This window comes from Staphylococcus simulans (assembly GCF_002902285.1).
GTDB lineage: Bacteria > Bacillota > Bacilli > Staphylococcales > Staphylococcaceae > Staphylococcus > Staphylococcus simulans.
The window spans coordinates 1-13,099 of record NZ_PPRU01000012.1; the positions used below are offsets into that span (position 1 = coordinate 1).

Annotated in this window: 12 protein-coding genes and 2 pseudogenes; 3 read left to right on the forward strand and 11 right to left on the reverse strand. The window is 33.0% G+C overall.

The genetic code is table 11. The annotated features are described in order from the left end of the window. Positions 1 to 223 precede the first annotated feature (223 nt). Positions 224 to 747 (forward strand): annotated as a pseudogene (locus CD112_RS03060) (transposase); the annotation flags it as partial. A gap of 388 nt (positions 748 to 1,135) precedes the next feature. Here the strand turns inward: CD112_RS03060 and CD112_RS03065 are convergent. The 4 genes from CD112_RS03065 to CD112_RS03080 all read right to left on the reverse strand — a co-directional run bounded on the left by CD112_RS03065 (position 1,136) and on the right by CD112_RS03080 (position 3,651). After that, on the reverse strand, positions 1,136 to 1,390 hold the full coding sequence (locus CD112_RS03065) for a TetR-like C-terminal domain-containing protein (RefSeq protein WP_002485431.1): 255 nt from the start codon (positions 1,388 to 1,390) through the stop codon (positions 1,136 to 1,138). Further along, on the reverse strand, positions 1,378 to 1,623 hold the full coding sequence (locus CD112_RS03070) for a TetR/AcrR family transcriptional regulator (protein WP_305367091.1): 246 nt from the start codon (positions 1,621 to 1,623) through the stop codon (positions 1,378 to 1,380). Before CD112_RS03070 ends, CD112_RS03065 begins: the two co-directional genes overlap by 13 nt. Positions 1,624 to 1,831: 208 nt before the next feature. Continuing rightward, positions 1,832 to 2,926, reverse strand: coding sequence for an ABC transporter permease (locus tag CD112_RS03075; RefSeq protein WP_011274426.1), 1,095 nt, complete (start codon positions 2,924 to 2,926; stop codon positions 1,832 to 1,834). After that, a complete protein-coding gene (locus CD112_RS03080; protein ID WP_002485578.1) occupies positions 2,923 to 3,651 on the reverse strand; it encodes an ABC transporter ATP-binding protein in 729 nt (242 codons plus the stop codon). Before CD112_RS03080 ends, CD112_RS03075 begins: the two co-directional genes overlap by 4 nt. Before the next feature lie 142 nt (positions 3,652 to 3,793). Here CD112_RS03080 and CD112_RS03085 point away from each other — a divergent pair, with 142 nt between their 5' ends. Both CD112_RS03085 and CD112_RS03090 read left to right on the forward strand, forming a co-directional pair. Further along, positions 3,794 to 4,366 carry a TetR/AcrR family transcriptional regulator gene (locus CD112_RS03085; protein WP_057504632.1) on the forward strand — a complete coding sequence of 191 codons (573 nt, stop codon included), beginning with the start codon at positions 3,794 to 3,796 and terminating at the stop codon, positions 4,364 to 4,366. Between the two features lie 192 nt (positions 4,367 to 4,558). Further along, positions 4,559 to 5,220: pseudogene (locus tag CD112_RS03090) on the forward strand (IS6 family transposase). A gap of 252 nt (positions 5,221 to 5,472) precedes the next feature. Here CD112_RS03090 and CD112_RS03095 read toward each other — a convergent pair. The 7 genes from CD112_RS03095 to yycF form a co-directional block, all read right to left on the reverse strand. Next, the gene (locus tag CD112_RS03095; RefSeq protein ID WP_057504631.1) at positions 5,473 to 6,129 is read right to left on the reverse strand and encodes a hypothetical protein; all 657 of its coding nucleotides are present in this window, start codon (positions 6,127 to 6,129) and stop codon (positions 5,473 to 5,475) included. 43 nt (positions 6,130 to 6,172) lie between these two features. Further along, positions 6,173 to 6,652 (reverse strand): 23S rRNA (pseudouridine(1915)-N(3))-methyltransferase RlmH, encoded by a 480-nt coding sequence (rlmH, locus tag CD112_RS03100; protein WP_061054975.1) that lies wholly within the window; start codon positions 6,650 to 6,652, stop codon positions 6,173 to 6,175. A 457-nt stretch (positions 6,653 to 7,109) separates the two neighbouring features. Further along, positions 7,110 to 7,910 carry an MBL fold metallo-hydrolase gene (locus tag CD112_RS03110; protein WP_031262349.1) on the reverse strand — a complete coding sequence of 267 codons (801 nt, stop codon included), beginning with the start codon at positions 7,908 to 7,910 and terminating at the stop codon, positions 7,110 to 7,112. Between the two features lie 295 nt (positions 7,911 to 8,205). Continuing rightward, complete coding sequence (locus CD112_RS03115; RefSeq protein ID WP_023014864.1) at positions 8,206 to 8,994, reverse strand: two-component system regulatory protein YycI; 789 nt, start codon at positions 8,992 to 8,994, stop codon at positions 8,206 to 8,208. Beyond that, entirely contained in the window at positions 8,991 to 10,325 is a 1,335-nt protein-coding gene (locus tag CD112_RS03120) for a YycH family regulatory protein (protein ID WP_023014865.1), read from the reverse strand. Before CD112_RS03120 ends, CD112_RS03115 begins: the two co-directional genes overlap by 4 nt. After that, complete coding sequence (gene walK / locus CD112_RS03125; protein WP_103363829.1) at positions 10,315 to 12,144, reverse strand: cell wall metabolism sensor histidine kinase WalK; 1,830 nt, start codon at positions 12,142 to 12,144, stop codon at positions 10,315 to 10,317. Before walK ends, CD112_RS03120 begins: the two co-directional genes overlap by 11 nt. A gap of 11 nt (positions 12,145 to 12,155) precedes the next feature. Next, the gene (gene yycF, locus CD112_RS03130; RefSeq protein ID WP_002480279.1) at positions 12,156 to 12,854 is read right to left on the reverse strand and encodes a response regulator YycF; all 699 of its coding nucleotides are present in this window, start codon (positions 12,852 to 12,854) and stop codon (positions 12,156 to 12,158) included. Positions 12,855 to 13,099 lie beyond the last annotated feature (245 nt).

Sequence of the window (13,099 nt, forward strand, 5' to 3'; positions counted from 1 at the left end):
CCTTGTTAAATTGTTTATATCTGAAATAGTTCATACAGAAGACTCCTTTTTGTTAAAATTATACTATAAATTCAACTTTGCAACAGAACCATCTTATAGATGATCAAGCCATTTTTATTGATGATACGAAAGTTGAGGCAAATGCCAATCGATATACATTTGTATGGAAAAATAGTATTCAAAACCTGAGTCAAGGATGAATAAAGACTCTAAAGCATTCTATCATTTTAATCGAATGCCACTCATAACTTATGAAATGTTTATAAAAGATAAAACTAAAAAATATAAAAGTGACATTTCTTAATACTCAAAATGGGGATTATGACGAAATTAACGATGAATTCACTTGTCCGAATAATAAAAGACTAGGATTTAAAAGATATGCCTATAGCCATGATAAATATAGTTTTTAAACGAGACTTTAAATTATATGAATGTGATGATTGTTCAGAATGTCCTCTGAAACACCAATGTATAAAGTATAAACTTCAAATCAAAAACAAAAACCATCTACAGTCAAAAAAAGTTGATGTGGAGCCTGTTTTTTGGATTTATTAAGGCCATTTTGGATTTCACTCGAATGTCCGTTCGAGGAATAAAAAAGACAAAAGAGAACTAGAATTTGTGCTGATGGCACTTAATATAAGAAATGTAACAGCTCAACGATCTGAAAATAATCAAAAAAATTATAAAAAAGACAATTTTTATATTACTTCAATAGAAATTGTCTTTTTTCACTTATCCTAGAACTTTATGTCCCAAACTCTTAACTTTCTTCAATACATTTTTGCCTTAACATCATTGCCAAAAAAGTTCAAACTTTTAATTGTTAATATATCATTATAATATTCATTTTTTTAGTTTTATTTGTGGTACGCTTCTGCTTATCAGTACGTGATGCGGTTTTTAGTGATATATTTCTCTTATCTTCTAAAGAATCTCGGCAACATAGATATCTCTTCGAACCATTATTGCAATTATTCAAATGTCTAAATATCCTTCTAATTACTATAATTCAATATACATAATATAAATTCCAATTATTCAATTGTAGAGTGCCAAAACTTTCTTCATACCTACAAATAATACTTATATTTTCGTAATATTGTTTTTACAATACTTAAACGCCAAACTATTAGAATTCTTTTTCCAAGAATTCTAATAGTTCTTTTGGTGAAATATCGAATTTATTTTCTAGCCATTGTCTCAACAACTCTGTTAAGACACCACTATATAAATCACACAATAGTTTAGGATATTTAGAATTTCTTATCCGTATAGATTTAGGGTCATTCTTTTGAGCAGCAATTTCAATCATTATTTTACTAATTATCATTTTACAATCTTTGTATACATCTTCTTGTTTTGAAAATGCAACTAAATGACGCATCTTATTTCTAAAATTGCTTTGTATGTAATTAAGTCTTCATTATTTTTGGCATTTTCTATGAACATATCACCTATGCGTTGCATCAAATGATATAATAAGTCGCTTTTATCTTCGAAATAGCGATAAAATGTACTTCTATTTACCTCAGCATCATCGCATATTTGTTGTACAGAAATACCATCAAAATAATTTGTCTCCAATAACTTAAACGTGGTTTCGATGATATGGTTAATTGTTCGCTTTGTCGTTGCTGTCCCATTAACTTATCTCCCTAGAAATGTAATAATCATGGTTTTATAATATGTAAATTACCACAGCAATTTACATGACAATCAAAAGTCATTTAGAAATGCTCTCTATTATGAAAGCCCATAATTAACATATCCGCTAATTATGGGCTTTTTGCTTATTTTAAATTACTTAAAATACTATATTTAATTATTACACTTTTCTGTAACGTTTAAGTCCAACAATATTTAGGATTGTAAATCCAATGATGAATACCAATAAGATTGTAATATCAAACCAAATATAATTAAATCCTTCACCTTTGATCATAATATTCGTTAAAGCATCACCAGCATATCGCAATGGGAATATATAACCAATTGAGCTCACCCAATCCGCTACACTATCTAATGGAATAATTCCAGAGAAGAATACTTGAGGTATTACAACTAATGGAATAAACTGAACCATTTGAAATTCTGAGTTTGCAAATGTTGATACAAAGATACCTATAGCAAGTGCTGATAACGCAATGAGTATGTTTACAAGTAGTACCCACCATATGCTACCAGCGACTTCAATTTTCAATAAATAAATTGCGTAAAATACAATAATTAAAGTTTGGAGTACTGCAAACATACCATATCCTGCCAAATAACCAAACACGATTTCGCTTCTTTTAACTGCAGTAGCTAGTAGTCGTTCCAATGTACCTTTAGTACGTTCTCTAAGTAAAGCAATTCCAGAAATCAAGAATACGAAGAAGAATACAAAGAATCCAATTAGAATTGGGAACATTTTATCAAAATAGGTACTATCAGCATCACCATATAAATAGTGATTATCTAATGTGATTTGTTCTCCTTGAGCTGAGTTACCTTGTTTTAAATTACTTGGTATCTTATTAATTACTTTCGCCATATCTTGCAATTTATTCTTTTGGATTGCACTGCCTAGTAATTGTTTTGTTGTTCCGGTATTTGATGGATCTTCATTTTTATAAGTAACATCGAGCTTATCACCTTTTTTCTCAATATATACATCCAAGTCAGAGTTTACGATTGTCTTTTTAATCGAACTTGGTGAATCATATTCTTTAATTTTAACTTTATCTGAAGGTAAGGCATCTACAATTTTATTTGGAACATTCTCATCCACACCAACTTTTAAATTCACATCGTTGTTAGTATTAAAAATAAAATACATTAAAGTCAGTACTAATACAGGTGCAAGTAACATAAGTGCCAATGTTCGCTTATCTCTCAATAACTCTTTCGTAACTCTTACAAAGATTGCATTAAATCTCATGATTTTACCTCCTTTTCTGCTTTGATAAATACCTCTTCGATAGAATCCACTTTAAATTTTTCTTTCAATTCATGTGGTGTACCAATTGTAAATAATTTGCCGTTTACGATTAAACCTACGTAATCACAACGTTCTGCTTCATCCATTACATGTGTAGTAACAATTACTGATTTATCTTCACTCGTTAGTTCTCGTAACTGTTTCCAAATTTCCTTTCTAAGGCTTGGATCTATACCAACTGTTGGTTCATCTAAAATAATTAAATTGGGATTAGATAATAATGTAATTGCAAGTGACAATCTACGTTTCATACCACCTGAAAAATTAGAAACTGTTTTGTCTAATTCATTGTCTAAGTTAACTAATTTCATATTATCTTTAATTGCTTGTTTTAATTCTTTACCTTTCAAACCCATGAGGTTACCAAAAAACACTAAATTTTCACGGGCTGATAGAGATTCATATAGTGCATCACTTTGCCCCATATAACCAATATCATTTAATAATTTTCTATTAGGCATATCAGTATCAAATATTTTTGCGTAACCCTCATTTAAACTTTCCATACCCATTAAACACTTAATTGTTGTCGTTTTTCCTGATCCACTTGGTCCTATTAAACCTAATATTTTTCCAGAAGATAATTCTATATTGATATCATTTAAAACTTTTTTGTCACCGTAATATTTTGTAGCATTTTTCAATTCTAATACTTTATCACTCATATTTTCTCCCCCTTATTAGACACAATATCAATTTAATTGCATAATGTGATTATATACCTGTAAAAAAAAAAAATCAACGGTGAATTTATTGTTATTAGACATATCAACAATAGTGTCAATTAATATTTAGGAGTGAATAAAATTGAACGAAGAATTAATAATGGATGCGAGAATAATAAAGACCAAACGAAATACACTTAATGCACTTAAAAGACTATTAAAAAGGAAAAAATTTGCGGATATATCAGTAAAGGATATTTGCATAGAAGGAAATGTTAGTAGAGGTACGTTTTATCTCCATTACAAAGATAAATATGATTTAGTCTATAAATATCAAATTGAAATCATGAAAAAAATTCAACCCATACTGGAAAGCGTAAATTATTTATCTTTAGAAGAGTTTTTTGCAAAAGCTATTCATTTTTGGAGCAATGATGCAGAATTACTCATGTTGTTAATCTCTGATAATGGATCGACAGATATACAAAATCAGGTTAAACGTTTAATACAACAAAATGCAAAGAAGAATATTTTACCTATAATTAATACAAATAATTATTCAGAAATCGAAAAGCATTATCTAACCATTTTTTTAAGTAATGCAATATTGGGAATTATTCAAGAATGGATAAACAATGGTCAAAAAGAGTCTCCCGATGAATTATCAGCTATTTTAAGTAAGATTGCCCCTAAACATCTGTTTTACAAGGAATAATAGAGATTAAATCTTAAAAAGGCATAACATATCAAATTACAATTCAGTAATATTAATACACTATGCCTTTTTAACACTATTTCTTAATATTTTTTCTCCCACAGTCTCCCAACGATAACTGGCAGATAAAGCGATCGGTTCTGTTGCAAAGTTGAATTTATAATATGATTTTAACAAAATGGAGTCTTTTGTATGAACTATTTCAGATATAAACAATTTAACAAGGATGTTATCACTGTAGCCGTTGGCTACTATCTAAGATATGCATTGAGTTATCGTGATATATCTGAAATATTAAGGGAACGTGGTGTAAACGTTCATCATTCAACGGTCTACCGTTGGGTTCAAGAATATGCCTCAATTTTATATCAAATTTGGAGGAAAAAGCATAAAAAAGCTTATTACAAATGGCGTATTGATGAGACGTACATCAAAATAAAAGGAAAATGGCGCTATTTATATCGTGCCATTGATACAGAGGGACATACATGCGTAAGCAACGAGATAATCATTCAGCATATGCGTTTATCAAACGTCTCATTAAACAATTTGGTAAACCTCAAAAGATAGTTACAGATCAGGCACCTTCAACGAAGGTCGCAATGGCTAAAGTAATTAAAGCGTTTAAACTGAATCCCGACTGTCATTGTACATCGAAATATCTGAATAACCTCATTGAGCAAGATCACCGTCATATTAAAGTAAGAAAGACAAGATATCAAAGTATCAATACGGCAAAGAATACTCTAAAAGGTATTGAGTGTATTTACGGTCTATATAAAAAGAACCGCAGGTCTCTCCAGATCTACGGATTTTCGCCATGCCATGAAATTAGCATCATGCTAACAAGTTAACACAAAGTATTATTTTAAAATTGAGATTAGACATTTATTTTTCAACTTTGCAACAGAACCGGATGGATTATATTTGTCATTGTAGCAAAATTCCTTTTATGTAATATTACTATTTACCATCTAATTTACACACCAAAATATTAGTAATTTAAGGCTACCTAACTTGCATATTTAATATTATATATATTTGTCTGGACGCTAAGCTTTGGTTTCACCTTCACATACTTTTCTCAAAGAAGTTATAGTGTTTTTTCAATATCTGCCTTTTATTTTATTTAAAAAGTGTTTGCACTTTCTTTTAATAATACTTATTTTACTTTCTCTACCAAGTTTAAATTGTTTTCTAAATTGATCTTCAAATGAATCTAAATATCGTTCATAATATAGCACTTTTCTTTTATATTCATGAGTGATAATATTTTCAAAATTTAAGTTTTCTTCATTATCCACATAAAAATCAACCATATTATTCAAATAACTTAAATCGCTTTCATATTCATGGACACATTCTATAGTTTTGGCTACAAAATCATAATCAAAAAATACCTGGTTAGTGCTAAAAATATTATTAAAATCATGTTTTAACTCTTCCATCAGTCTGATATGTTGTTTTAGACTTAAAAGTTTTCTATAATTTATATTTTGCAAATAAAGATCTTGATATTCTTGATTTAAATCTTTTAATAAATCTTGATTAACTCTCTCAAAAGTTCCTTCTTGTGTAAATGGAGTTCTGTACGCTCCTATCATTTTCTTAACTGAAATAAAACATTCTGTATAAATTGGATAAAGTGTTTCTAAATTTAACTTTGTATTAGCAATTCTGGTATCAACGTATAACCTTATCCATTCTTTAGAGCCATATAAAACTACTCCAGTTATCAATGCTGTCCATATATTATTTTCCATTAATTCACCTCATATTATATTTTTTACAACCTATTTTTTAGTTTTATTTATGATACGCCTCCCCACGCATAATCTTGAATGCTCTGTATACTTGTTCAAGTAAGATGACACGCATCATTTGGTGAGGGAAAGTCATTTTGCTGAAGGATAAGGCGTAATTACTTCTGTCTAGGACGTCTTGATGCAAGCCATTTGATCCTCCGATAATGAAGGTAAAGTCACTTTGACCTTGAACCATACGTTGTTGAAGGTTTTTAGCTAATCCCTCTGATGTTAACATGTTACCTTTAATCTCTAATGTAATGACTATGGATTGTGGTTTTACTTTCACTAGTAGTCGTTGTCCTTCTTTTTGTTTCACTTGTTCTATTTCTTTATCGCTCAAATTTTCTGGTGCTTTTTCATCAGGAACTTCGATGATTTCTATCTTTGTATAAGCACCTAAACGTTTTTGGTATTCTGCAATGGCTTGTTTCCAGTATTTTTCTTTTAATTTGCCTACAGCAAGTACAGTTATCTTCATCACATTCTCCTTATATCTGAATAGTTATTCGAGTTATCCACAGGTTATCCACCTATTCACAGCTTACTGTCTTAATAAGTGGCTTATGTATATAAATTCACTGCTATTCTTGTGTATTTTACCCACATTTCTGTGGTTAACTTGTAGATATGTGGATAACTCTGTTAATAATGTGGGTATTTCTCTGTGGATTGTGCACAAGTGTGGGTAACTTATCCTCATTTTGTGCATAACTTTGAGGTCAGTCTTACATAGTTATTCACAGTTTTACGCTTTCTTTACACAAAATTGTGAATAACTACCCTACGTGCACACTACCTTAGAAATTATACATTTTCTCCCTAAGTTTTATCTACACTTTTTCCGCTTTTTGTGATGACTTTTGCGTGTTTTTTACTTTTCTTCGTAAAAAAACAGCCAATGAAGTGGTTCGCTTCATTGGCTGTCTCAAACTTATTTATATTGTATAAATCGGTGTAGGTTCTGCTTTATCTGTATCGCATAGTAGAACTTCTTTATTTGTATCAATATCATGATGATTTAAGACTTGTCCTACACTCATACGCGCTAAGTCTTTCATATTGTTATCTTGTGATAAGTGAGAAAGATAAATACGTTTCGTGTTGCCTGTAATGACATCACACATTGCCATTGCCGCATCTTCATTTGAGACGTGCCCCATATCACCTAAGATACGTTGTTTAGTTTTCCAAGGGTAACGACACATGCGCAACATATCTACATCATGGTTACTTTCAAACATGAAGGCATCACTGCCTCTGATCATACCTTTCATACGGTCTGAAACATAGCCTGTGTCTGTAATCATCGTAAATTTTTTGTAGTTGTTGTGGAAAATATAGAATTGCGGATCAATCGCATCATGTGACACATTGAATGATTCAATATCAAATCCAGCTAATGAGTGTGTTTCATATGGATTGAAAATGAATTTTTGATCCATTGGAATCTTGCTGTCTTTCTTTTCTATCGCTTGCCAAGTTTTTTCGTTGGCATAAATCGGTAATTTATATTTACGCGCAAGAACACCTAATCCTTTAATATGGTCAATGTGTTCATGCGTGACTAAAATTCCATTTAAATCTTGAATATTTTTATCAATCTTACTGAAGAGTTCTTCCATCTTCTTGCCAGTTAATCCAGCATCAACGAGCAGGCTTCCTTTATCACTTTCTACATAAGTGGCATTGCCTGTACTACCACTCGCAAGTACGCTCATACGTATCAAGCGATTCACCCTTTCTAAGTTTCTAACTGTTTCTATTTATTTTGAACATCCGAATACATTTTAATTATTATCTCAAATTATGAGCTGTTTGTTAAAGATACGGCTTGGTCATACTGCCGTTTGAGTGGCCGAACAGTGCCGTCCCTCATCTTTTTTAATTTTTACTTATCTATTGTACACCTAATTGATACAGCTGCCCACCATATCAGCTGAAATAGTTTCACACATTGAACATCCTATGTATAAGAGGAGTACCATCAGATTGATCTCATGATACTCCTCTTTGCTTATTTTATATTGTTGGTTATCTCACAATAATCTTCGGATTTTTTGAAGTCGCTTCAACATAGTACGTTTTCGTTTTCGTACTGCCAGCGTGATTAACTTTAATCTCCCAACTTGCTTGGAGAACTTGAACATTGGTTTCTCTCACTACTGAATAGTATCCTAAACGAATATTAGTGACTGCGTCATTACGTTTTAAATAACGGTTGAAGTATAAAGCTTCAATCGCATTACGCGCACTGATGACATGTTGTGCTTCGTTATTTTCACCTTTTGAAGTACTGAGCTCATGGAGCGCTGTTTGGCGATAACTGCTCGCTTCTTCGTCATCATTAATTTTAAACTTCAACATCGCTTTATCATTGTTCATAATCGGTAAACCATTAAAAGTTTGTTCGAACGTTTCTTCGTTATCATCTGTACTAAATAATTGGTAATCTTCACCTTTATAAATATTTTTCTTCATGTACATTTTAAGGCTGGTTACTTGATCATTGCTGACGCTGATCGGTGGGCTGATGTTACCTTGTGCGATTTTACCATCATCTTCTGTTTTAACTTCGTCTTTTGATTTCGCGTAATTCGTGAAATCTTTAGAACGGCCTGTGACTAGTTGAACTTTCAATCCTCTGACATCTGGTAATTCTTTAGGAATACTGATTTCTTCTTGTCTGAAGTTGACTTCATTATTCCCTTCAGCATCATTAATGTAAGATTTATTGATTTTATTCACATACATCACAGCTAACATAATATTGATGATGAGGAACACGAAAATGAAGAGTGTCTTTGCGTACTTCCAATTCATGACTTAAGCCCTCCATTCTCGTAAGCATACCATTCACCATCATACTGCACATACCACTGTGGTACATACTCACTATTACGCTGAACTTCCATGTCATCTTCTTCTCGATCTTTCATCGTATAACCAATCGTGATATTCGTTATTTTCTTAAAGTCGATGGATGGATTATTTGCTAAGTTAGAACGTACTGTTTCTGCGCCAGGGAGTTTTTCCTTTTCTTCACCGCTATCAATGGTGATATTGCTTTTTAATAAAGAGCGTCCATAACTGAAAATACCTTTCTCACCCCAAGCCACTTGGATGGTACTTAAGTTATTTTCGTTAAATACAGGTACACCATTTAAAAACATTTGATAAGTTAACTCACCAGACTCATCATCCGTATCAAAGAGTCGGAAATCATCTGTAAAACCACCATGTGCGTTAATAAAGTCGAATGTACTAGGAATCGTTTCTAACATATTCTTAGATTTTGATTCATCTTCAGATAAGTTCATATAACGATAGAGTTCATTTTTAGAATCATATGTTGCGACACCTGTATTATTGTTGTAAGTCGTATTACCGCTTTTCGTACTACGCACCACTACAGAATCATTAAAGAGTATAGAATTCATCGTTTCCACACTAATGTGATTAAAAATCGTACGGTACGTTTTTAAATGTTGCGGCTTTTCAGGCGCAAAGATATGCGTTGCCGCATCAATTGTATTTCTATTCGTAATAATATCTGCGAATGGTATTAAATTCGGTTTGATTTTACCTACTAAGTCATTAACCTTGTTGCTTGGAATAGATGTTGTCATACGCATCACACGGTGATGATCACTGCTGATGGCGTAAATGACTGCTGTATCCTTTTGCTCTGCATCAATCAATAAACGATTGAACTCATACTTATTTGAGACCTTCGCATCCATATTTAAGACTTGGCCTAAATACATAGATAAAGGCATATCATACGCAAAGTCTAACACCAAGAAGTTATCGCTGAGTTCTGGAATAAATAGGTTATGCGCATGATAGACTTCATGAGCATCTTCAACCTCTTGATTCTTTAATACCTTCACAATATTACGGTTAATCGTACGGGTTTCTAAAGCACCTGTGAACTTATCATCATTCGAATACACCACTTGATACGGCGAAATAACACTCGCCATAGGTTCTGAATTCGCTTTGCCGATGGTATTCTGATTTGTTTTCTTATTATCTTGGCTTTCAAGATTCGCAAGGTCTGGTGAGAAATTCCACATTAAATACGTGAGCACAATACTCATCAACACTAAGAGTGTGAGGATAACGGATTTTGCTGCTTCTTTATGCCTCATCCCAATCACCATCTTCTATAACTTCACACGGTAATGTGATGAAGATTGAGGTACCTTGTCCCTCGACACTATTTGCCCAAATACGTCCGTTATGTGCTTCCACAATTTCTTTCGAAATCGCAAGACCTAAACCTGTACCGCCCATCTTACGTGTACGTGCTTTATCGACACGGAAGAAACGATCAAAGATTTTATCCACTTTATTAATCGGAATACCAATACCATTATCTTTAATACGAATCGTCATGCGGTTATACAATGGATTCGGTTTCACGTGAAACTCAACACGCTTGCTGCCACGTGAGTATTTCATCGCATTCGTAATGACGTTATCAAACACTTGCGTCATCTTATCCGGATCAATTTCCGCAAAGATTGTTTCATCAGGAATGTCACGCACAAACGTTACATCTTTTGAAGCCATCTCATGACGGTTGATGATTTTATTAATGAACATATTAAAGTCCACAATTTCTTTAGTGATTTGTTCTGTATCATTATCCATACGTGATAAATTCAATAAGTCATTCACCAAGCGAATCATACGTACCGTTTCTTCTCTTGTTACAGATAAGAACTGCGGCGCAATTTCAGGATCTTGCCAAGCGCCTTCTTCTAAAGCTTCTAAATAACTGTTCATCGAAGTTAACGGCGTACGCAACTCATGTGAAACATTCGCAACGAATTCACGACGTTCTTGTTCTACTTGTTGTTGTTCTGTTACATCATGTAACACCGCAATGTAACCTGTCACAAAGCCTGTGTCTTGTACAATTGTACTGAAGCTGACACGCGCAATAATACCTTCCGCTTCATTAATATCTAACAAGAAGCTATTATTATTTTCCTGCATCTCATCTAACGCGAATTCATCTTCTAAATCTAAGACACCCAGCATGTTGTAACCCATAACATCTTCTTTAGACATACCTAACATCTTTAATGCCATATCGTTCACAATACGCACACGTCCACGTCTGTCCGTCGCAATGACCCCATCACTCATATGTGTGATAACTGAGTCCAAACGACGTTTCTCACTTTCCGTATTCGCTTGTGCTTCTTGGACACGTTTTGACAAGTTGTTGAAGGCTAATGCCAGTTCACCGATTTCATCATTACCATAGATTTTTACACGTTGCGTATAATTACCTTTTGACATTTCAACCGTTTGGTTACGCATATCCGTAATCGGTTTAGTAATCGTACGCGCAATGAAGAATCCGAGTAATCCTGTGATAAATAAAGAAATCGCAGTACCTACAATGAAGATTTGGTTAAAGTTGTTTAATTGATCATAAACACTGTCGATATCCGCTTCAATATAAATATCACCGATGACACCTTTAGACGACTTCACAGGCAAGTTATAAATCCATACACGCTGTTTACCTTTACCATAGTCTTTCAACATCGTATGGTCATTCGCTTGTCCTAATGAAAGTGCCTTTTGTATAGAGGTATCATTGGCTTTTTGATTAATGATACTGTTAGAAGATTGTTTCGTCGACGCGACTATAATTTGATCTTTATCAATATAGTTGATTTGTTCAATTTCTTGGCGGTTCGCATATTCATTAAATAATTCTTGAATCTCTTTTTGCGTATTGACTGATTTGTCTTCTTCATTGACCTTCTCCACGTTGATCTCAATTTGTTTCGCATACTGAGAAATATTGTTTTTGAATGTCTGTGTTAATTCGCGTTCTAAGTTATTGGTAAAATATAAACCAATAATCTGCATCCCAATAATAATTAACAAGACATAAACAATCACGAGCTTCGTGTGAAGGGACTGAAATTGTTTAAGCCATTTCATATACTATGGCCTCAGTCGTGCTGCTGCAAGAAGTATCCGACACCGCGGCGTGTCACGATATATTCTGGATGTGACGGATCATCTTCGATTTTTTCTCTTAAACGACGGATTGTAACATCGACCGTACGTACGTCACCGAAATAATCATAGCCCCATACCGTTTGCAGTAAGTGTTCACGTGTCATAACTTGTCCCATATGGTTCGCTAAATAATGGAACAATTCAAATTCACGATGTGTCAATTCAATATCTTTGCCGCGTTTCTTAATAGAATACGCATCTGGGTAGATGACAATATCTTTAATTTTAATTTCGTTCGGCGCATTATTTGCTTCTTGCGGTTGTGTATATTGACGACGTAAGTTCGCTTTCACACGTGCAATCAATTCACGTGTGCTGAAAGGTTTCGTCACATAGTCATCCGCACCTAGTTCTAAACCAAGCACCTTATCAATTTCTGAGTCTTTTGCCGTCAACATAATAATCGGCATTTCATATTTCTTACGTACTTCACGGCAGACTTCCATACCATCTCTGCCTGGAAGCATAATATCTAAGAGTACGATGTCTGGTTCTTCTTCATAAATTAAGTCAATCGCATCATTTCCGTCATATGCACAAAAGACTTCATAACCCTCTTTTTTCAAGTTAAATTCTAGAATATCAGCAATAGGTTTTTCATCGTCTACTACAACTACTTTTCTCGCCATAATCCTAAACCTCATTTCTAATCATAATCGTACATGAATAATTTTATTTAGACATAAGTATCTACTATATAATTTAACATTTCTAGCACGCCAATTCTATTTTTCATGCCAAATTAATTCTATTATTGACTATCTATTTTTTCGGGTAAAAGACATTATGTGAAGGTATTGTAAATTTTATGTGGATTGCAGAAATGGGGATGTCTAAAAGAGAGGATTCATGCATGTTTATGCTATTGTAACAT